Here is a 22,022-nt window from a genome sequence, read left to right on the forward strand (position 1 = left end):
TTAAAAATCACTGATTTCCGTTATCTTGTGGATACATTGAAAATGTATCTTTGGCTAAGTCTCCTGTTGCGTAAAGCCAATTTGTTAGTTGATAGCGAGTTGTGCCGTGACAGGATTGTCAGTTTTAATAAATCGGAATCATTATGTTTAGACATTTAAAATTAATTGACGGATCATCGGATAAATTCTGGCAAATAGAAACTAATGGAAATAGTCATACGGTAACTTACGGAAGAAATGGTACCGACGGACAATCGAAAACAAAAAACTTTGATTCAGCAGAAAGTTGTTTGAAAGATGCGGAGAAATTGATTGCCGAGAAAATAAAAAAAGGTTATTCGGATGATGGTCTGGCCATTGTCGCTCCCTCGGAGAAAAAAGGAGGCGGCCAATCCAAGCAAGTTATTGCCGATGAATACCTGGAACTTATTCGTCAGACAAATATTGATGGTCTGCTTCCATTTCTTGAGCGACATTTAAAAGGGAATGTCGAGTTTATCAAAAAAGAAATACGAAAAGCAAAGAAATATTGGCTAACATGGACGGATCTTTCCAAGGAGCCGGAATTCAAACACCGGTCTAATCATAACTGGGGACAGCGTGGCGATAGGGCCCAACAACGGCTGATCGCCTTAAGTGCATTGGCTACTTTTTCATTGAGCGATACAACGACCTGGACGGAGTTGATTGATCTCCTGAATTCACCAAATGATCCAGCTGTAAAAAAGGTGTTGGACTGGGCGAAACCGAACTGGCTGGCAGATTATGCTGCCGAACAACTGGTTAAAAATGAATGGATGGCAATTACCTATGACAACATCCGTTTATTGGAAGAGTGGGGCTACTTTGAGTTTAAACCTGAAGTCTATGCGCGTTCATTGGGCAACGTCCCAAATCTAGGTTATAATGAACCGGAGAAAAAAGTCTATTTGGATAGATTGATTGAAGACGAGAAGGCTTATACACGGGATGTTCCCTTGTTACTAGCCTATGAAACGAATCTGCAAAACAACCATTTGCATTATGATTATCAGACGCAGGAATCGGAGCTGGTATGGGACTATGTTTTCCCGAGATTATTGGAACAAGGGAAATTGGATACTGATCTTTTTATACAACAACTCTTTGAAACACAGACAAAAGATTGGAATATTAATCTCAAAAGCTTTTTCCGAAAGCTTCTGACGAAGTTGAATATCGATGATGAGGTGATTTTGCTCCATCAAAACCATCTTTTCCCCTTGTTGCATCATGAACAGGCTGCGGTCGTCAATTTTGCCATTGATCGACTGAAGCCCTTGATCGGGAGGTCGGAATTGGATAGCACCGAGCTTTTATCTTGGTTGGAACCTGTTTTTATGCGCAGCGATTTGAAAGGGGGGATCAAGACGCTTCTGATCCAATTTGACAAATGGTTGAAACAGGAAAGGGAACTTGCGTCGCCTGTATGTTCGGCGATTACTCCTGTCTTTATGTTATCTGATCTTTCGCTACAGGAGCGGGCGGCAAAATTGATTGCCAAATATGCTGCTGTGGAGGATGAGGAGATTAAAATGAGGTTGACGATGTATGCTACGCAACCCATGGGGGATGTCAGTACCCTGCTAAATCCTTGGATGGAAGAGGCTCCGTTGAGTGAAGCAGAAGTATTGTCTCCATTGAGGGGAATGGATGAAGCGTATGAATATGAAGCTCCAAAATGGAATGATATACAACTAGATCAACCAATCACTTATTTGGCCAATTGGAGTGATATCTTATTTCATTGGGGAAAGATAATCAAGGGTGGTGATCCATTGGATATGGAATTGCTTATCCATGCCTGGTTAACCAAGCAGGATGAATTCCCGGCCGATTATATAAAACAACTGGATCCTTATCTGAAACAGTTAAAGAGCGGTTACAATGAGACTTCGTATGCTAGTCTATTTGGGAACGTGCTGCTAAATATTATTTATCAACCCAAGACCATATATCGTTATAAGAGCCGTTATAACAGTGAATTTAGATCGATTTCTATTTTAGATCATTTACTGGCTTTATTTCAAGGTCGCTTGCAACAACATATTGCTGTTTCACTGCTCAGTACACCGAGTCATGCGCCTTATTGGGTGTCGCCCGAGGTCTTAATTGATCGGATCATTGCACATGAGCAAAAGGGCATTGCTATAGATCCTGTGGATATGGCTATTGCAATCAGTAGGATGCCGCGCATACCTGGGGCGGATAACAAAGCACAGTTACAACATATCCAAACCGATATATTGCGCGAGTTGTTGGATTTTGCGTTGGGCTATACAGACCATATCAAGGTTGAGGAAGGGAAAAACTGGCTTCAACGCTTATTCAAAAAAGAAGGTGATGAAAAGGAATGGCAGGCCGTATGGGCGACGACTGCGCGGACACGGTGGCCGGAAGGGAAGTTTTCAGCATTTGAGACTGGAGCCTTGGCCGGTTTTCCTTTTGTGGTCGAACCCTATCGGCCCGGTTATCAGATTAAGCCAAATTACAATACGAACTACGATTATAGGACAAAACAGAATGAGCAATATTTGGTCGGTCAGGAATTGACTTTTCCAATGCCTGCTTATCAGGATACACCGACACCATTATTGTATGCAATGGATGTATACGCTACCCGGAAAAATGAATATTTTTATTATGTGAGCGACGCTGACATCCGTTATTTTTTTAGCTTGACTCCCCAGGTGGCAGAACCGCTAAGTCTCGTGCTAAATTACCGTTTCAATTCCTATTCGTTGGAAACTTCGAAGACCATACCGGCGCTGCTGACGGCCCTGTTGGATTATCATGGCGCCACTGATCCAAGCACACAGTTGTTTATCGCCTGTAGCTTATTGACGAAAGAAAAGAATACACGTACTTTGGCAGCGGAATTGGTCTTGCAATGGGTGGAGAAAGGAAAGCTGGATGTTCAGACACTGGGTGAATATCTGGGCGATTTAATAGGCAGGGCATATGCACCTATAAATCGTTTTCTGGATTTGTTTGAGGTAGTCCGTGACATCAGCCCCGTGCACAACGATGCATTATATCAACTTTTAAAAAATCTGTTGTTACGTGTCAGCTGGGAAACAAAAATGCCGGCTAATTTTAAAAAATTGATCGAGCAAACTTACGACCTTGGGCTTCGTCTGGGCAAAAAAGATGATAAACAACTCATGGAAAAAATCGCGGAATGGGAAAAAGTGGCAGCGTTAAAACCCATTGTATTAAAATTTAAAAAACTGTAAAATGGCATTAAAAGATTTAGAGGTGAACTTTGCACGGCCTTCGGTGCTTGCTGAACGAAATGGGATACAACAGCTCGTACTTGCTCATCAGGCGGAGCTGCAAGATGTCAATGAGGTTCCCTGTTTTTTCTGGGGCAAATTGGTTGATCCTTTATTGAGTTCAAAGTGTTTACTGACACTATCTAAGGTGGTTCGGTCGAGTTTTGGCCCCGTACCGCCAAGTTTAAGGGATCCAATTGTTTCTGCCGGAACGGAACAGCTTCGTTTTGAAGGTTTTTCCTCTTGTAATGGTGTTTATGCGCGACTGGATCTTTTGGAAGAGGCGATAGACGGGGAGTTTTTGGCTGCGGGCACGACAAATGTGGATTTTAACGAACCGATGTTAAATGCATTGAATAGTATCAAAAAAACGGAGTCGATGGTGATGGGCGTTGGAGAAAAGGAAGTTTCGCTGCATAGCGATGGGGGAACTGTCGTAGAAAGAAAGGTTACCCTACCTGTGCGATGGATCAAAGGATTGACCAGTGTACAGTGGTATCTTGCAGCGATGGAAGAGGTTTTTGTCTTACAGAAATTGCAGGTCGTCCAGTTATTTCAAACTATTCCACGTGGGGCAGTCAAAGGGAATTACTATCTAAGCAAAAGGGGCAACAAATTCATGTTTTCGCCGTTGAAAAGTGCCGATGCAGTACAAATTGGTGGTATTCAACGCCTTCGTTTATTGGAGTCATTGTTACCTTATGTTGACCTCATACGTGTATATCAGGCGGCAGGAGGTGAATGTGTCTGTCTGGTGGCCGATTTTGGGAAAATGCGCATGACCCTGGCGCTCTCTCCGGACAATTATCGCGGGTTTTCGGGTGAAGGGAATGTATTGGAAAATATGGTTCAGGAAGTTCCGCAGGAATGGATTTATGGACTTAACAGCTTACTGAAATCCAATGAACTATTTAATCCAACTCTGCTGTCTATAGAACATGATATCGCCTTTGATACCATGGATAGCCTAACGGCCTCATTATCTTCCATTGGGTTATTGGGGTATGATATGCATGAGGCAAAACACTATTATCGACGCCTGCCATTTAAAACAGAACGCATATTGTCGCTTAACCCGCGTCTAAAGAATGCAAAAAAATTATTGCAAACGGATAGTATACAGATTATACGGCGGGAGGGACGGATATTGGAGGCTCGAGTAGAGGGGTCGGGTGTGCAGCATACCGTTTTGATTGAAGGCGAACAAGCGCGATGTACCTGCAATTGGTATACAAACCATCAGGGAAAACGTGGCGTATGCAAGCATGTCCTGGCGGTGAAAATGCAATTAAAAGATTGATATGTTTTAAGTCTGCAGTCGAATAAAATCGCACAGCATTCATACGCATGCAAACAGATTGCTCAAGTCTCTGGAGCAATCTGTTTGTATATTCCCTGTGTCGGTAAAATATAGGAATGGGAAATTATTCGTCTTTCAAACTATTGACCGGATTTATTCGTCCTATTTTTAGCGCATGGTAAAAGATGGTTCCAAATGCAACCAACATGCTGGTGATTCCTGCAAATATAAATGTCCAAACCTGGATGCTGATTCTGTAATTGAAGTCCTGTAACCAAGTGTTCATTGCCCACCAGCCGATAGGACAGGCGATTAGAATGGCTACGAAAATAAGTTTTATAAAATCGGCGGATAACAATTTTATAATTCCTGGCAAACTGGCTCCAAGAACCTTCCGGATGCCGATCTCTTTTGTCCGTTGCTGGGTCACAAATGCGGCAAGTCCAAATAAACCCAGGCAGGCAATAAATATAGCCAAACCTGCAAAGGTTGAAACAATAACCTGAGTCCGTTGTACATCTGCATATAACATGGCGAAGCCATCATCCAAGAAGGTATATTGGATCTTTTGATTTGGAGAGAATTTGTTCCAGACGCTGGTAATTTCCTGAATACTCTGCTCCATTTTGTCTGATTTGAGTTTGATGGACATCATATTCGGGCTACCACCAATGACCAATGCCAGCGGTTTCACATCCTCATTACGCATGTTTCCAAAGATAAAATCCTCGACCACGGCAATGATTGTATAAGATGCATAATTTCGAATTTTTGCACCAATCGGATTTTTGATGTTCAACTCTTGAACCATCTTCTGATTGACTATTATCGCTGCGGAATCTGTTGGCATGTTCATGTTGAAATTACGCCCCTCAAGGATTTTGATTCCAAAGGTCGAGATATAATCATCATCAACAATCCAGTTCTGACCGCTTACACCGACATCTTGATTTTGTCTACCATCGTTCCAAAATGAATTTCCGTTACGTTTTACACCGTCCATCGTAACGGGTAGATAATCACCTATAGAGACAGATGCCACACTGGACAGTTCCTTTAATTCATTTTTTAGTAACCTTTGCTTTCCATCCAAGGTGCCCGTTCCTCTTAATATGAGCACTTGCTCTTTATTGAATCCTAGGTCTCTATTTAAAATATATTTTATTTGTTGGTTGATGACCAAGGTGCCAATGATCAGGATGATAGATGTTGCGAACTGGAAGATCACAAGTCCATTTCGAAACCAGTTGCGGCCAGATTTTAAATTTACATTTCCTTTTAATACAGCAATCGGTTTAAATCTAGAAAGATACGTCGCGGGATAAATTCCAGAGACAACAGCTATTAACAAACCGAAGATGACAAGGGCTGGGATGAAGTACCAGGTTGTCCAGGGAAAAACCAAGGATTTGCCGGCAATCTGATTGAAAAAGGGAAGTAGCAGCACTGCGAAAAATAAGGCAAATGCGATCGAGATTCCACTGTATAAAAAAGACTCCGTCATAAACTGTATGATGAGCGCCTTTCGACCGGAACCGATTGTTTTCCGGACACCAACTTCTTTTGCACGTGTAGCAGCATTGGCAGTGGACAGATTAATAAAGTTGATCATTGCGATAATCAATATGAATGTTGCTATTCCACCAAAAATATAGACCAATCGAATATCACCTCGATTTTGGCTTTCAATCTTATGAAGTTGTACATCATTGGAATATAGATGAATCTTTTCCAGGGGTTGTAAGGTCATTCTTGCCGTATTCCAAACCTCTTCATTGACCGTCATACCTGCTTTAATCATGGCCGGTTTATAATGATCCTGGATGTAAGATTTTGTAATTTTCTTTTCTAATTGTTGGATATCGGTCCCTTCTCTGACTTTAAAATAGGTTGTATAGTTGGAGGCCAGCCAATTTAATTTTTCTCCTTCATAAGGTTCATGACCACTTAATGTCATAAAGAAATCAAATCCATGGAGATTGGAATTTGTGGGAATATCGTCAATGACTGCTGTAATGGAATACTCATTTGATTTCTCATTATTTAGATAGATGCGTTTTCCGATCGGATTTCCTTTAAACAGTTTTGCTGCTTTCCGCTTGGTGATTACAATAGTCTTTGGATTGTCGAGCGCATGACTTAATGAACCGAATATTGTTTTGGTTGGGAAGAAATCCATGATCGCTTGATCCGCAAAGCAGAAACCTTCTTCGGAAAATAGTTCGGCATTCCCAGTTGTAGCGATTTGATTGCTTCCAGCGCCAAAAAGAGGGTTTGTTAATAATCTTCCGGAGGCAATAATTTCTGGGAATTCTTCTTTTAAAGTAGTGCCTGCCGGAGCTGGGAGCGATAATCCTTTTAGAACAGTATTGTCTTTATTGATCACGCCTACTACCCTGAAAAGTAGGTTGGAATCTTTGTAAAATTTATCATAGCTCAACTCATGCTTTACGTACAAAACAATAAGCATACAGATCGCTATGCTAAAGGCAAATCCGCCTATTTTTATTAATGAGAAGAAGCGCTGGCTTTTTAAACTTCTCCAAGCAGTTTTTATGTAGATTTTTAACATAGCGGTATCAATTATCAATAGCTAACTATTTTATGTTAAAATAGAATTGCAATTGATTTGCCATTGTTTTAATCTTCTTGTTTTCAGTTTTTTATAATTTATTTTTGTGTAGCATTACTGTTCATATTCGAACATTTCTTGTTCAGATACGGACAATTAGACGCTGCAGTCGGCGCTGGCAAAGTCTATAATTGTTAACCACCATTGTCCTTTTATTTTGGTAACATAAAAAATAAAAGTACCTGTGTCGCTGTTGACAATAATCCGTCGGCTCTGATTTTCCATACGCTTAACTCCGCTATAGAGTAGGTCTAGTTCTCGCGCTTTATCCAATGTAATTTCTTCACCGATAATGCCTGAATAGTGGGTTTTATAAAAAATAATAGATTCGGATAAGGGGTGATATTTACCCTTATTTGCGACAAATATGCCTTTTTTATAGATTGTTTCGCACTCGAAAAAAGGTCGATCGCTATACGTTATATTTTTTGATTTTGGGATTGAGATCTGATCCTGCGCCATAAAGTCTTGGTAAGGGTTGTTGATCGAACAATCTGTATGGTGATTAAAAGAAATTTTTGATGTATGTGTCCAATGATTATTGACTCCCAAAGTGGTGATGAAATAGATACCAAGCTCTTTGTTAAGAAGTGCATTAAAAGCGATGCTGTCTTTATTGTTATAGGAATGAATCACTTGATCTACGATCTGTTGGACCGTACGATGCTGTCCATAGACAACGATATGGGTGAAACATGACATAAGTAATAGGATAGCTCGTCTCAGAATACGCATGGCTGACCCCTGTTTTTTATTCATTACACCAAGCAAACTTGATACCATTGCTTATTACCATTCACTTGCGACTTTTAGTAAATGTACCATAATATCTCTTTTTTCATATTTTTCAAACTTTTCGGATGTCAATGCATTGCACAGGATATAATCCGCGGAACTGGTATCGCTGTTAAAGTTATCGGTAAGAGCAGAAATAGCTCTGTCGAATTCATAATAATTACGATAATCAGGCTCTTCGATAATGAGAATGTCCTTCATTTTTTGCGCGTAATATTGTAGAAAGTAGCAGCAATAAGATGAGGTATAAGCTTTGTTTGATCATTTAGTCTTTTCCTTTTTGGTGTTATGATATGATTTGTCAGGTTTGTCACAGCTGGCAAAAAATAGACTTGCGGTAGCGACAGCTTTGGTGTCAAACTGACCTTGCTTGGGTATTAATGGTTCTTTGGTATATTGACGCAGGTAGCGATCATCCTGATCACGCTCTTGGTCGTTTTCCTTTGCGGACTTGCTGATGTATTGATTAGTTGCTTTATCGAAATTATATTCCTCTAGGTCGGGATAGGAAATGTTATACTCTGCATTGGAAAATATTGCCGTCAACTCAATGCTTCCTGCACGATCATATTCATTTTTCATTGCTAATATTTCAAGCCAGCGCTCCTGTGTTGGGTCTACTTGGTTATCTCTTAAAAAGCCCTTCCTACCGCCATAATTAGAAAGACTTATGGCAAGCTTTTTATCCTCAGTTAGATACAGGTAGGCAGCGAAATTCGTCCGCGCTCGCTGTGGTTTATTATAAATTGCGATGAAGTCATTGAGGTGTTGGTCATTTTGATAGTGGAAGGTCTGGTATGCAGGACCTGCATCAAAATCTTCTTTTTGTACAGCGAATTTCAACTGCGACATCGGGTGTGATTGCTCATAGACATACGGGAAATCGAAGCAATTGGCCCCATTGTTGAAAACTGGATGCATATTGTCATCTCCAAATTGTACAAAAGTCTTTCCCTCTTCGAAGCCTCTAAAATTGACAGATACGGTATCTCCTAAAGTGGGGTTATGGTTTGCATATAGTTGAAATCGCGGTAACTGGTCTGGATAGAAAAGGAGATAATCCTTTTCAAAGACATAGGATCCAAAAACCATGGTAGCATAGCCGTATAACATAAATTTGCCATCTTCAAAGAGACAGATGCCACTGAGATCACCATATTGTCCACTGATCGTTTTGGATCTGTCTTTACCGGTTGCGATATAATGATTGACTTCTTGTGCCATAATATTTCTAGTTATAACAATAAGGATAGTGAAACTTATGATTCGTCTAATGGATGCGATATTGGAGAATATATTTTTCATGTATAGACCATTACTGAATTTATCAAAGCTAAGAAAGGAATGCTTGCTAAAACAGTGATATTTACGAATCGTAAATAGTTTTTACGATTCGCAAATATCAATCCGGTAGATTTGATGTATGATCTATGTGCTCGTTTGTTGAAATAAACTCATTTTATCAATCTTCATTGCCCAAAATAGCAAGGCAATGAGCAGGCATAGTTCGATCAAAAAAAAGTCAGGATGTAACGGGTATTTGTAACTTGACCAGTGTCCCTCCTTCCGGATTTTTCGTGATTTTTATGCTTGCTTTTCTGCCTAGGAGTTGCATGCGTTCGTGACTAATTGTTCCCGAAAGTGAGCGATGTGGAGTTTCTTGGATATTTGGCTCAGACTTACCACTATCAAGGATGTCCACAGCTAAAATATCCCCATCTAATTGGAAATGAATGTCGATATTACCTTTACAGGTTTCGAGGTCAATACCATGTAAGATTGCATTCTCGACATAAGGCTGTATCAACATCGGAGGTACCATAATGGCACTGAGATCCTGTTCGTCCGGCTGCGTAATGTGGTACGTAAATGCATCTTCAAAGCGCATTTGTTGCAAGGTCAGATAATTTTCCAGTGCTTCGATCTCTTCATTTAAAGGTACCAGATTCTCTCGGCTAAGCTCCAGATTGCTCCGCAACAAACGACTAAAGCGATTGAGATACTTGATGGCACTTTCTTTCTTATCTAATCGCACAAAACTCTGTAGTGCTGCTAAGGTGTTGAAAATAAAATGTGGTTCCATCTGTGTGCGCAGTAATTGCTGTTGCAGTAGGACTTTTTCTTTCTCCTGGCTTAGGCGTCGCTGACGGAAACTATAGTATAAAAAGAATAATATAATAATCAATAGGATAAGGCCCAAAGAAGATATTACCAGCCACAGGCGATTTTGCTGTAACTGTAGTTTATTGATCTTAATGCTTTCATTCAATGTGCGAATGGATTGATCTTTGGCCTGTAGTTGATACAATGCATTCATTTCGGCAATAGCTTGTGTGTTTTCCGAATGATAGACATTTTTCTGTAATTGAACAATATTATTTAGGACGGCTATTGCTTCTTCCTTTTTTCCCTGTAACCGGTACAGTTCGGCTAAGCTTTTTTGAAAGAGTATTTCATTATGCGGAAAGATCAATTTGGGGAATTGTGTTCTAAGCTGTTTGGCTTTTACAATATATTGTGCTGCTTGCACGGGCTTCTTAAATAGCACATAAATTGCTGCAACATTGCAGTAGTTTACAAACAGATTATTCATCAACACAGATGACTCTTTGATATTGCTCAGTTGCTCATCAATTTTTATTTTCAGCAGTTGGTAATGTAGCAAGGAATCTTGCTGTTGCGTTGTTTCAAAGTACTGTATTTTCGAATCGTATAAAAAGCTGATATTATACTTATCTGGAAATACACGATGCAGATCCTCCAGTTTATGGAGATAAGGAGCGATTTCTTTGGCAGGCTTCTGTAATGCATTTAGGGTCTGAATCATCTGTACAAATACACGTTGACGATTGATGTGTTCCTCTGGAAGGGAATCTGAAAGCGTGAATGCAGCCCGATTCATTTTTTCAGCGAGGTTATATTGAAATGAGCTCAGATTATTTTGTGCCGCGGAAAGCAATATGGCCGATTTCGCTTCCGCAGAAAGCCCTGCCGTGCTGTCTGAGAGAACGATTGCAGCAGCTTTGTTGTAGTAATAGCCTGCTTCTCGTTCTTTTGCTTCGGCACTGCGGATATTGCCAATACCATTATAGATAAGTGCTTTATATTTTAGATTACCAGCGGTAGGTTCGATCAATTCAAGTGCCTGCTCCACAAAAAAGCCGGCGGAATCTTGTTGAAGCATAGCATAAAGCCGAGCGGTATTATATTTAACTTTTGCGTAGAATACGGTATCATTCTTTATATCAGGGTTTTCGCCAAGCTTCCGCCAGGCGCTCTTTAGTGAGTCACCGTTTGTAGGCGTCAACTTTTTGTCTTCGAGTTCCTTGAGCTGCGCTAAAACAGCGTCATGTTTTTGGGAAGAAAGCGTCGGTCTTTTGTCGCAAGCTACAATATGTAAAATTAGCAGCAAAAAGAAAATACTTCGTAACGGATAACTCATTTCTCTGGGAAAAGCTGGGTTAAAATTACATTTCTCCGCCGTGATGAAATAGGTATTTCTTCTTTGTTTTTTAATACGATATACTCGGAACGGTTAACGCCAGTTATATACTTGCGGTTTACCAGATAGGATTGATGGGTACGTAGGAAATATGGGGCGGGTAATAGTTCTTCATAATATTTCAGCGGTTTGGATATAAGTTCTTTGGAACCGTCACTCAGAAAGAAAAAAGTATATGGGCCATCACCTTTACAATAGACGATGTCATGAACAGCAACAATACGCACATTATGAATGGATGTCAAAGCTATACTTTCAGGTAAATCGCCATGGTGCATTGCACTTTGTGCCATATTTAATTGTTGCATCCATTGCGGATTGTTATCGCTGCGACGGCGGTAGCGTTCTAAAGCTTCTCTTAATTCAGTTTGGTCAACTGGTTTTAACAAGTAGTCCAATGCACCATACTTGATCGCTTTGATGGCAAAATGATTATATGCTGTGATGAATATGACGTTCTGTGGGATAACATGGAGTTTTTTTAGAAGATCGAAAGCTGTACCATCCTTAAGCTGAATATCCATCATAATCACATCGGGTTGCTTTTCTTCAATTAGCTTTACAGCGGTTTTGACACTGTCACTCCAACCAATTAGTTCTGTGTCGGTTTCCTCCTGTATGAGGTAACTGATTTCCTTACGGACAGCGGGTTCATCTTCTATTATCGCGACTGTTATCATTTTTTTTACTTTTCTGTTCGGTAAAAATAATAATTGTGGGTAAAAAAATCTAATTCATTTAGAATTTGCGCTATTCCTTTCAATTTCCGATACCGATCGTCCATTTTATATTTAGTTATTTCACGAATCATAAACGATTTTGACGGATTGTAAATGCGTAATTAGGTTGGTTATTGCATTCAGTATATTTGAGTTAAGCATAAAAATAAGTACTATGGAATTAGCGATTGAGATCAATAGCGCAAAAGACTTAGATATTCTCAAAGATCAACCTATCGAACAGATTGAGAAATTGGAACTGTTTTTTTATACGAGCATTTCGCTAAAATTTATCGAGAAAATCAGGAATTTGCGCAATTTATTAATTGCGGGAAGTGTTAAGGATTTATCGCCACTAGCCAATTGTAAGTCACTTAAGCAATTGTATATTAGTAATAGGGGAGCTGTAAATACATTGGATTTTTTGCAGGAACTGGAGCTAGAATCACTGCGTCTGGAAGGTTTTACTTCTAAAAGCGATCATCTAACCATTCCGCATCTGCCCTTGTTACGGAATCTCGAAATTTCCTCGGTATCAAAGATGGGTGATTTATCTTTCCTGCGTGATTTTTCCAGACTCGAACGCATTGCTTTGTTTGAACTCAATTCAAAAAACTTAATTGATTTTGTTAAATTGGATCAATTAGTTGAATTGCGGTTAACGAATATGTTTCAATTGAAAGATCTGGCTGATTTAAAGACCATTCCGAAACTGAACACACTTTATATTCATGAATTTTTTATCAATAAGAAAATCAAAATAGATAGAAAAAATGAATTGCTTAAAATAGTAGCTGATTTAAAACAGATCGATGAAATCGTACTGACAATTAATGGGGAGAGTTTTAGAAGGGCAGAATTGCTGGCTGAATTGAAAAAATAGAGAAATAATTATGGGATTTTTAAACAAACTTTTTGGAAAGGGTACTAAAATAGGACAGGGTACCGAAGCAGAACAAGGAACTAAGGTAGAGCAAGGCGCTAAAGTGGAACAGGTTACGTCTACAAAGGAGCCAGAAGATAGCTTGGCCTGTTGCACAGAACAGGAATTGATTGAACGGTTTGGTGGAATTGCCTTTGATAAACAGTATGATTTTGCAACGGTCATCGGTAATAATAATTGGAATATTGATATGACCAAAGAAGAGATTAGTTTTGGACCAAACCTTGATTTTCCGATTCAGGTCTTAGGGACTTTTTCGCATTCGTCCGAAACTTGGCTTTGGGCATGGGCAAATACGAAATCTGGTCTTTCTGAACATATTATGCAGCAGGCTCTTCAACTGAAAAAATATGGTGAAGATCAAGGGATTGATCTGTTCAGCAGTAGTAGCTTTGATTTTTCCAAAGACGAGTTGCATCGCATTGGTTTGATCGCTTCGGGAATGTTCGACGCAAGTGCTTATTATATTGCTGATTATGGACAGGGGGCAATGCTGGTGACAATCAAAAGTGATGTTATAGACCGTCAGCGTCAAGATGATCATCTGCGGATATTGTCTGTCTTTCCGCAGTTAATTTCCCAATTTGAAATGGATCATAAGATAGCTTTGCAGCGGTATCTGGATGAAAAAGGGTATAAAATATCGGAACAGGGAGCAAGGCTTATAGCGACAAAAGGAAGGGACACGATCACCGCGGACTTTGATGAGCTATCGCGTCTTTCTAATCTCAAAGGGTAGAAACTCGGACAGATGAGACTGCTTAAATTAGTGCTGTTGATGTTATTGCTTCAAGCTAAACAGGTGTCCTATGGACAGAGCGACCAAGAGTTAAAGCTTGTACAGGCATTGCTTGATCTTAACTCAGCGATTTCCAATCAAGACTCGGACACCAAAGCTACCCTTTCCAAAGCATTTGAGGGACGATTAATTCAAGCACTTGAGCAAGAGGATATCGTACGTTTTAAAACCTTTGGAAGGGTGTTGGATAGTTTAAATTCAGCGTTTAGTTTCAAAAAATCTGGGGAGTATGAGCTGTTTACCCTCAGAAATAATTTTGAACATTGGAATTATGTGCTGAAAAACAAGCAGGTGATCCATAAGCAAGAAAGAACCTTTGATTACTTCTATGCGGTCTATTCGCTTGATCAGCATAGGTATTTACTTATCAAAAGAATGGATGAGCTATCTTTTTCCTGTTATAAGGCTCACTTGTATGAAGATAATTCGGGATTGATTGATTCTAATAATCATTTTTTATCGGTGTGTAGCTGGACAAATGTTGATGAAAGCCTGTTGCAGAACATACCTTCTCCAGAAAGTGATCAATTGCATAAGGATCACTTAAAGTCCTATCCGCCGATACCCATAAAATTCGATGCAAAAAATAAGGAGATCTCTTACTCTTTTTATCGCCAATCGGATGGGAAGAAAATAACAAGAAGAGCGAGATACTTGCAGGGTGGCTTTGTGATCAAGAGTTATGATGCGAGAATGTTTGAAGAATAGGTGCACGTTGAAGCTAAAAGGGGATAGTCATTTGGCGTGGAGCCTTTGATGGGCAAAAGAGAAAGCGGTTTCTGATGAAAGGAAAAAATAAGAAAACTCTTGCGCTTAATCCATTGTTATATGAACTAGAATAAGACTGAGTATGGTCTGAGGATGAATTTGAAGTTAACACAACGATTTGTTGGGCTGATAGGAAGATACATTTTATGTTTAAATTCAGTATCAATAATGTATGATTTTATTTAATTGAATTTGGAATGGTAGTACGATTTTTTGTTTGTTTTTCTCTTATATTAAGTACAATCTATTGTTTTGGTCAAATAAATGTAGACAAAATGCGGGCTGATTATGCCGCAGCGGTTAAAGATAAAAAACTCTGTGAGGCCAATTTGAAAACATTAGAAGCTATGGCAAATACCGCAACAGAAAAAGGGTACCTTGCCGCTTATCAGATTCTTTGGGCAAAGCATATGGGAAATCCCTTTTCAAAGTTGGGGCAGTTTAAAAAAGGTAAGAAATTATTGGAATCGGTTATCATCAAATATCCTGATAATATCGATTTACGTTTTATCCGTTGGAGTGTACAGACACATGCGCCATCTTTTTTGAACTACAGTAAGGACCGGTTGCGGGATAAGCAGTTTTTGGTACATAACCTATATAAGCTGCCTAATCCAGAAGCAAGAAAAATAATTTATATCTACCTGAAGGATGCGAATAGTTATCTCAAAGGGGAGCATATATTCTCCCAAGCAGAACTTACCGAGCTTTCTAAATAGGCTGATATAAGTTAATGCAGGTATTTGGTGCGAATGGCTATGATGCCAAAGATTATCATGATGATACTTATGATGGAAAAGACAGCATATACAACCGTAAAACCATCACTTATGCCGATATCTTCCTCATAATATATTTCCATATAAGCAGGTACTTTTTTGGGGTCAATGCTACTTAAATCCTTCACTAGACGAACTTGTTTTTGTTTATAATTGAATTGGAGGATCGGATAATGTACGTATCCGAAACGCTTGTTTTTTACACTGTCTATCCCAATGACATCGGCTTTAATTTTGCTACCAAAGAGCATCAGCCTGCTGTCTTTGGATAGCCCGTATGCTAGAAATAAACCTAACAAGAGCAAAATAACACCGAAAGTTCTTATGATGATCATGTTTAAGAATTAAAGGATAACATTATACTTAGTATTTAGACAAATATAGCTTTTGTAGCTTCATTCTGCCAGCTGATATGGTATTTTAATTAGACTCGAATTTTATTGTCTTATGCTAAGATTTTTGTAAACCATAATGCGCAATTTTGTGTTATCAATAGCAATTAAAATTTAAAAGATGAAACAGGTATTTATTAATCTCGCTGTGGCGGATGTAAACAAATCAATGAATTTTTATACTCAATTAGGTTTTGAGGTAAATCTACAATTTTGCGATGATGACTCTAAATGTATGGTATGGAGTGAGCATATTTTTGTTATGATCATGACCCATGATAAATTTAAATCCTTTACGAATAAACCGATAGCAGATACAAAAAGTCATATTGCCGCACTATTTGCTCTCTCCGTAGAGAGTGTGGAGCGGGTAAATGAAATTGTTGAAAAAGGGCTAGCGGCAGGAGGAACAGAGCCTATGCCAATGATGGATCATGGTTTTATGCAATTAAGAAAGGTGGAAGATTATGATGGCCATACCTGGGAGATATTTTATATGGATATGAGTAAATTTCCGGGTGCCTAACACCGCATATACTGACAGCAAATTTTTTCAGGTAACCATCGCCTATCTGATAACATTCGATCGCATTGAATGCTTGGTGGGCGATGGTAATTGTTAAATATCCTATCGATATTCTGCTCAAAAGGATTTTTAAATGATAGGATCAGCTTTGTATTGACCGGAAGCACTCCATTTCAAAGGACTCTGTCGCAAAGGGGTATGGCGGTAGCGATGAAGCCTCTTTGGTTCATTCAAATCATCATTTTAAATCTTGTCGTCGTGAACGACGTAAACGTGAGCTCCTGACAGGGCTACGTACTACAGAAGTGCAACCAGTAGCGTCAGGCCGGTTGTTGTAAACTGTATCCGGCTTGTCGTAAACTGCATCCGGTTTGTCATAAACTGCATCGGGTTTGTTGTAAACTGCATCGGGTTTGTCGTAAACTGCATACGGTTTGTTGTAAACTGTGTCGGGTTTGTCGTAAACTGTATCGGGTTTGTTGTAAACTGTATCGGGTTTGTTGTAAACTGTATCGGGTTTGTTGTAAACTGCATCGGGTTTGTCATAAACTGCATCGGGTTTGTCGTAAACTGTATCCGGTTTGTTGTAAACTGTATTGGGTTTGTTATAAACTGCATCCGGTTTGTCGTAAACTGTATCGGGTTTGTCGTAAACTGTATTGGGTTTGTTTTAAACTGCATACGGTTTGTTGTGAACTGTATCCGGTTTATGACGTATCCATTCCGATCTGACATAAGGAGAATACTGTTTTGATCGCCGGTATTTTAAGTGATTTGCAAAAAAAGAACGAATATGTATTGAATTCCCTTGAATATGAATTGTTTTGTACATATAATTCCATTTCTTATTACTTTTGGGGAAAGTTGTTCTTGTTTGTCAAATTGGGAATTTGGATCGACATGTAGACAGGGGGCCGCTATATATTTATCAATAAATAATAAAATCCATATATGGTTCTTAAAGCTACAATTTCAGCCTTTGTGATTACTCTTTTGGGATTATTGGCCATGTTGCTCACACAAGATGCCGATATGAATTTGGCTTATGCAGCATTTTGTGTTTCACCTTATTTTCTTTTAATTACCCTTATTTATTTTCATTTCAATAAGCTTCGGAAAAAACTCAATGTATTTGACAAGCCTAGTATTGTCTTTGAAGGTATTTACAGTTTTTTGTTTTACTTTATATTTTCCACATTGTTACCTGTACTGCTATTTTTCGGTACGCTGGGCGACGAACATGAACACAAGATATATGATGATCTGGGCGGAGTAATTTCGGAAATGTTCCCTTGGATTTTAATTCTGAGTATTTTTTTGAGCTTATTCAGTAGTGTCACATTCGTTTGGGGTTTGCGATCGTGGAAAGCTTTGATATTAACATTTTTGGCCTATATTTTTTTCAGTGTGATCGTATCTATTTTTTCAACTGTTGGCCGTGAGATTAAGGAAGCTGAACAGGAGCGGAGAGACCAGGCCGATAATTTAAAAGAGGGAAGATTTGAATGGGCCGGAGCAATGAGTAATCCTGCAGGCTATCCAGTACAACTTTATAAGGGGACGTTCATCTTCCCGAAAGATGAAAAATATGAATTCACATTTAGCGAAGGAAATACCGTGAATTATCATGCAAAATGGGGTGCGGCAGGGGCCGAGACCTATAAAAGGATGATGTCATTGCCCAGAGCAATTGATATTACTTGGTACTCATTCTCGGAGAATGCTTTTTACCAATACCATGACACAATAGACTACAATAAATTGCTCACACTTTTTAAACAATCTTATATAGAACGAAGAGCAAATAGCGACGTTGAAGAGCATTATGATAAGATTATTTTTGGGTTTGCCCCGGAGGGGAGGTTGGTGATATGGGCTGCTGGAACTGGTTATCGTCAGATCGAGATCGGTCAGTATCGGGCGAAAAAAGTTAGTATAGATCAGAAGATTTCTGACAATAAGGAAATGGTGCACGGTGATTTATTCAATCAGGAGTGGCGCAACAAGGTACTGACGGATACCATGATCGTTCCTTTGGCTATACAGCTAGCAAAAAAAGACCAACCTGTTTCTGATGATTACTGGGACAAAATAGGAGCGGCTTATACATGGTGTCCAAAGTTTGTGATTGCTCCAGAAATCAAAAAATACGATGCTAGTTTCCTTTATTTTAATGCTGAACGTTTTGCTTTTGATGAAAGAACACAAAATATAACCTTTGAAAAAAGGGGAATTCCACAGCATATATATATCAAATGGTATGACGAAAATCAAAATCGTTGCGCTGTAGATTTTGAATTTGATGAAGCGGATATTTTTAAAAAATTCAATGCTTTTTTTGATCGTGATAAAAATATAGCAGCCGAAATGGAAATTACCGTAGATACCCAAAATGGCAAGGGAACTGCAAAATTGAAAAATGGTGAACACCAGCTTTTGCTTATGCAAACCAAAATCATAGCATATGGTGAGAAGTTTTGACCTCTATCCGGGTTACCTGTCAAAAATGAAGAAAAACTATAAAAAATAACTGATAACGATTTACGGATACTTGTTCTTCAAAAATTAGACCTAAACAACAGTCATGAGTGAGCTTCTTTGTGTTTCAACGGAAGCCATCAAAAAGGCAAAACAACGTCTAAAGAAAATAATGGGGGCACAAGATAAGGAGTCAATCCCTGTTGACCGCACTATTTCACCTTGGTTACCATAAATAAAAGGGATAAAAATAACTATAGCATACAGGTATTAAACAAGCAAGCTCAGAGAAAAGCTTGCTTGTTTATATTTGGGGTCTTAGGAAGCTGTAGTAGCTATTAGAAACCTATTATTTTGTATTATTCGCTACAACATTAAGTTCAATGTCAACATTTTGTGCGATCATCCAATCTTGTGGATTACCTTCTGTACCATAGGAAAGTCCCCAATCTTGTCTTTGAATCGTAAATTTAGAATAGAAAGTAACTTCATTACCGTTGAACGTGATTTTTGCAGGAAATGTAACGTTTACTGTTTTGTCTTTGATTGTCAAGTTACCGCTGACAGTATTTGTCGCATCAGCAACGACACTTTTTCCTTGAGCAGCATCAAATGGAGCAACTTTAGTGATTTCAAATTTAGCTGTTGGGTATTTAGCTGTATCAAAGAAGTCAGCACTTTTTAAGTGTGCATCTAAATCTGTTGATTTTTTACCACCGGCAGTTGTTGGGTCTACCGAAGCGCTATCGGTTACAATGGAATTGACGTCAATTGTAAAAGTACCACCGGTTATCGCATTGTTTTCAGCGGCAAGAGTACCCTCGCTTTTTAAAACACCATATCTAGGATTCAAGCCACCTTTGTGGTAACCTGTCCATTTTAATGTGCTTTTGTCTGCGTCTACAGTATAAGTCTGTCCTTTTTGTTCAGTCACTTCTTGTGCTGATGTTGTCTTAGCTTTGTCGCCACCTGTATTCTGACAAGATGCGAATAACAAAATAAGGGCTAAACCCGAGATTAATTGTTTTTTCATTTTTTAATCGTTTTATTTTTTAATATGATGTTTGCACTATTATATCTAATTGGCATCAATCATGCCATTTCAATTATCAATACAAAGGTATAGCATAGATAGTTTATTTTTGGTATTAGTTTCCTTAAAGAAACTACTTTCCAAAAAGATAGTATGCTGTCATCCTGTAAATCCGTATTTTTGTACTATAAGGAGATCGGATCAATGAAAAAAGAAGCGTTATCAAGTTCATCCAGTGGTTGCAAAACAAGGATACTAGCCATAAAAGATACCATGGAGATTTTGACTGGTAAATGGAAATTTCACATAATAGGTTCGTTAATGTTATTTGAGAAGCTGCGCTTTATGGAATTATTGCGCGAGGTCGATGGCATTGGCGCAAAAATGTTGTCCAAAGAGCTGCAAGATTTGGAAATGAACCACCTTATTAGAAGAACCGTATTGAATACCAAGCCACTGACGGTGGAATATGAACTGACTGATTGCGGGCGTACACTCGGTCCTATTATCGACGAAATCGCAAAATGGGGGATCACCTATAGAAATACACTCTATCATAAAAGTGAGACCAGCGAATCGCTTGTGTAGCCCGTTGATTCTAGAAGTTTATTATAGCGCAGTAATTTAGTTAGATGATAAGGACATTTGGAATATCGGTATGAATTGCTTGATTCTTAAGAACAACATAATAAATCTGCCACCATATTTTCTAAATCTTCAAGGTCAAACGGCTTTGCTAAATAATTGTCTGCTCCTGCTTGTTTGGCTAATTGTTGTATATCCGTATTTGCTGAGAGATATATGACTGGGATATCCCGGAAGGAGGGGTGAGATTTAAGCAGTCGTGTTGCTTCAACACCGCCAATTTTAGGAATCCAATTATCCATTAGAATTAAATCAGGTTGTACTTCTTCCACTTTTTCAATGATATCATGGGAAGTCTCGGATACTTCGATACGATAACCTATGGTTTCGAGAATAATCGTACATACTTCAAGAACATGCTTGTCATCATCGAGCATGAGTATTGTTTTAGTGGACATATGGTAGCTTTAAAAGGTAGGGCTAAAATAGATAAAAACAAATACGCAGGGTAGAGGGTAAATACTTGTTTTTTTTAGAGTAAAAAATACCCTTTTTGTTAATATAAGCAAATATTTCAAAAGGTTGAGTCGTCATTGTATACCGAATGCGATTCGGGTATTTAAACGACTTCTTTTAATGACCGCTAGGTTTTTAACGGATAAATAGTATTTGGCGTATTAAAAAGAGATCAAAGATGGGGCACGGATATCCGGAGCTTATTCGATGAATATTAGTTGTCATAAGATGTGTTGATATGAAAACTAAATAATCGTCAACATATTCAAGATATTTTTTCGGTATTCCGGATCTTTTTCCCTTAACTCTAGAATTCTATTTTTTAGGTCAATATTCACATACCATTCTGCATAATTCTCTTTTTTGTTTGTGTCGTCGAAGAAAATTTTGGTCTTTATATACTCTTCGTCAAAATATTCAGGCTGGCCACTGAGCACAAATGCCGTAGAGACTACGGTCTCATTCATCCTGAAAGAGCTACCTTCAGTTTTAAACAATGCACTTAAAGCCTTCGTAAAATTATCACTTAATTCCCCCATAGAGTAAAAGCTAACCCCTTCTTGATAAAATCTTTTTTTATCAACTTCTGTATTTACAATTCCTAGTTTCATGTCACGTCGAAATGAGACTTCGATGCCAACGGTTTCTTTTTCCCAAAGACCCTTTGCCTGAATAATGTAATTTAAATTTTCATCATTCCAGCTCTTTGTTATGGTTAATTGTAGATCAACAAAATCTTGGTCTTCACTGACGTCAATCTGACTTAATCTACGCTGTCCTTTTAAGAAATTTAAAAAGCTCATACTGTATTGTTAATATGTTTTCGAGTATGACTTTAACAAAATTGTCTGAATTGCATCTGATTAAAATAGATCGCTCTACATTTGTCGTTATCATAACTCTGGCTAAGTATAATAAAGATAGTAAAAGTTTTGATTCCATACAGTGCTCGATGGAAGACG

Annotated in this window: 21 protein-coding genes; 10 read left to right on the forward strand and 11 right to left on the reverse strand. The window is 38.7% G+C overall.

Annotated features, from left to right (window positions below; translation table 11 throughout):
- The first annotated feature begins 143 nt into the window (after positions 1-143).
- Complete coding sequence (locus G6053_RS06705; RefSeq protein WP_165305898.1) at positions 144-3,254, forward strand: DUF6493 family protein; 3,111 nt, start codon at positions 144-146, stop codon at positions 3,252-3,254.
- 1 nt (position 3,255) lies between these two features.
- The gene (locus tag G6053_RS06710) at positions 3,256-4,593 is read left to right on the forward strand and encodes an SWIM zinc finger family protein (protein ID WP_108632817.1); all 1,338 of its coding nucleotides are present in this window, start codon (positions 3,256-3,258) and stop codon (positions 4,591-4,593) included.
- A 124-nt stretch (positions 4,594-4,717) separates the two neighbouring features.
- Here G6053_RS06710 and G6053_RS06715 read toward each other — a convergent pair whose 3' ends face one another.
- From G6053_RS06715 to G6053_RS06740, 6 genes are all read right to left on the reverse strand, one after another.
- On the reverse strand, positions 4,718-7,165 hold the full coding sequence (locus tag G6053_RS06715; RefSeq protein WP_165305899.1) for an ABC transporter permease: 2,448 nt from the start codon (positions 7,163-7,165) through the stop codon (positions 4,718-4,720).
- Positions 7,166-7,321: 156 nt separating this feature from the next.
- Positions 7,322-7,984 (reverse strand): hypothetical protein, encoded by a 663-nt coding sequence (locus G6053_RS06720; protein ID WP_165305900.1) that lies wholly within the window; start codon positions 7,982-7,984, stop codon positions 7,322-7,324.
- Positions 7,985-8,014: 30 nt separating this feature from the next.
- Entirely contained in the window at positions 8,015-8,221 is a 207-nt protein-coding gene (locus tag G6053_RS06725; RefSeq protein ID WP_165305901.1) for a hypothetical protein, read from the reverse strand.
- A 60-nt stretch (positions 8,222-8,281) separates the two neighbouring features.
- Entirely contained in the window at positions 8,282-9,244 is a 963-nt protein-coding gene (locus tag G6053_RS06730) for a preprotein translocase subunit SecD (protein WP_165305902.1), read from the reverse strand.
- Between the two features lie 298 nt (positions 9,245-9,542).
- Positions 9,543-11,462 (reverse strand): histidine kinase, encoded by a 1,920-nt coding sequence (locus tag G6053_RS06735; protein ID WP_165305903.1) that lies wholly within the window; start codon positions 11,460-11,462, stop codon positions 9,543-9,545.
- Positions 11,459-12,202: a LytTR family DNA-binding domain-containing protein gene (locus G6053_RS06740; RefSeq protein ID WP_108632811.1), complete on the reverse strand. Its 744-nt coding sequence runs from the start codon at positions 12,200-12,202 to the stop codon at positions 11,459-11,461. Before G6053_RS06740 ends, G6053_RS06735 begins: the two co-directional genes overlap by 4 nt.
- A 214-nt stretch (positions 12,203-12,416) precedes the next feature.
- On the opposite strand from G6053_RS06740, the gene G6053_RS06745 reads away from it, so the two are divergent.
- The 4 genes from G6053_RS06745 to G6053_RS06760 all read left to right on the forward strand — a co-directional run bounded on the left by G6053_RS06745 (position 12,417) and on the right by G6053_RS06760 (position 15,470).
- Positions 12,417-13,124 (forward strand): hypothetical protein, encoded by a 708-nt coding sequence (locus G6053_RS06745; RefSeq protein ID WP_165305904.1) that lies wholly within the window; start codon positions 12,417-12,419, stop codon positions 13,122-13,124.
- Positions 13,125-13,134: 10 nt separating this feature from the next.
- Positions 13,135-13,923, forward strand: coding sequence for a DUF6882 domain-containing protein (locus tag G6053_RS06750; protein WP_165305905.1), 789 nt, complete (start codon positions 13,135-13,137; stop codon positions 13,921-13,923).
- Between the two features lie 12 nt (positions 13,924-13,935).
- Positions 13,936-14,691, forward strand: a complete 756-nt coding sequence (locus G6053_RS06755) for a hypothetical protein (RefSeq protein ID WP_165305906.1) — start codon at positions 13,936-13,938, stop codon at positions 14,689-14,691.
- A 335-nt stretch (positions 14,692-15,026) separates the two neighbouring features.
- Positions 15,027-15,470 (forward strand): hypothetical protein, encoded by a 444-nt coding sequence (locus tag G6053_RS06760; RefSeq protein WP_108632807.1) that lies wholly within the window; start codon positions 15,027-15,029, stop codon positions 15,468-15,470.
- A gap of 11 nt (positions 15,471-15,481) precedes the next feature.
- On the opposite strand, the gene G6053_RS06765 is transcribed toward G6053_RS06760, so the two are convergent.
- Complete coding sequence (locus G6053_RS06765) at positions 15,482-15,865, reverse strand: hypothetical protein (RefSeq protein ID WP_165305907.1); 384 nt, start codon at positions 15,863-15,865, stop codon at positions 15,482-15,484.
- A 178-nt stretch (positions 15,866-16,043) separates the two neighbouring features.
- Here G6053_RS06765 and G6053_RS06770 point away from each other — a divergent pair, with 178 nt between their 5' ends.
- A complete protein-coding gene (locus G6053_RS06770; protein ID WP_108632805.1) occupies positions 16,044-16,448 on the forward strand; it encodes a VOC family protein in 405 nt (134 codons plus the stop codon).
- A 297-nt stretch (positions 16,449-16,745) separates the two neighbouring features.
- On the opposite strand, the gene G6053_RS06775 is transcribed toward G6053_RS06770, so the two are convergent.
- The gene (locus tag G6053_RS06775; protein WP_165305112.1) at positions 16,746-17,183 is read right to left on the reverse strand and encodes a hypothetical protein; all 438 of its coding nucleotides are present in this window, start codon (positions 17,181-17,183) and stop codon (positions 16,746-16,748) included.
- 216 nt (positions 17,184-17,399) lie between these two features.
- Here G6053_RS06775 and G6053_RS06780 point away from each other — a divergent pair, with 216 nt between their 5' ends.
- Positions 17,400-18,929 carry a DUF2931 family protein gene (locus tag G6053_RS06780; RefSeq protein ID WP_165305908.1) on the forward strand — a complete coding sequence of 510 codons (1,530 nt, stop codon included), beginning with the start codon at positions 17,400-17,402 and terminating at the stop codon, positions 18,927-18,929.
- A 103-nt stretch (positions 18,930-19,032) separates the two neighbouring features.
- Positions 19,033-19,161, forward strand: coding sequence for a hypothetical protein (locus G6053_RS30890; protein ID WP_277603202.1), 129 nt, complete (start codon positions 19,033-19,035; stop codon positions 19,159-19,161).
- 114 nt (positions 19,162-19,275) lie between these two features.
- Here the strand turns inward: G6053_RS30890 and G6053_RS06785 are convergent, their stop codons facing one another.
- On the reverse strand, positions 19,276-19,959 hold the full coding sequence (locus G6053_RS06785) for a YceI family protein (RefSeq protein ID WP_108632803.1): 684 nt from the start codon (positions 19,957-19,959) through the stop codon (positions 19,276-19,278).
- 204 nt (positions 19,960-20,163) lie between these two features.
- On the opposite strand from G6053_RS06785, the gene G6053_RS06790 reads away from it, so the two are divergent.
- Positions 20,164-20,547 carry a helix-turn-helix domain-containing protein gene (locus G6053_RS06790; RefSeq protein ID WP_108632802.1) on the forward strand — a complete coding sequence of 128 codons (384 nt, stop codon included), beginning with the start codon at positions 20,164-20,166 and terminating at the stop codon, positions 20,545-20,547.
- Between the two features lie 86 nt (positions 20,548-20,633).
- Here the strand turns inward: G6053_RS06790 and G6053_RS06795 are convergent, their stop codons facing one another.
- Together G6053_RS06795 and G6053_RS06800 are read right to left on the reverse strand one after the other, a co-directional pair.
- Positions 20,634-21,002 (reverse strand): response regulator, encoded by a 369-nt coding sequence (locus G6053_RS06795; protein ID WP_108632798.1) that lies wholly within the window; start codon positions 21,000-21,002, stop codon positions 20,634-20,636.
- Between the two features lie 303 nt (positions 21,003-21,305).
- Positions 21,306-21,863: a hypothetical protein gene (locus G6053_RS06800; protein ID WP_108632797.1), complete on the reverse strand. Its 558-nt coding sequence runs from the start codon at positions 21,861-21,863 to the stop codon at positions 21,306-21,308.
- Between the last annotated feature and the right edge of the window lie 159 nt (positions 21,864-22,022).

The sequence above is a fragment of the Sphingobacterium sp. DR205 genome, from assembly GCF_011064245.1.
Classification (GTDB): domain Bacteria; phylum Bacteroidota; class Bacteroidia; order Sphingobacteriales; family Sphingobacteriaceae; genus Sphingobacterium; species Sphingobacterium athyrii.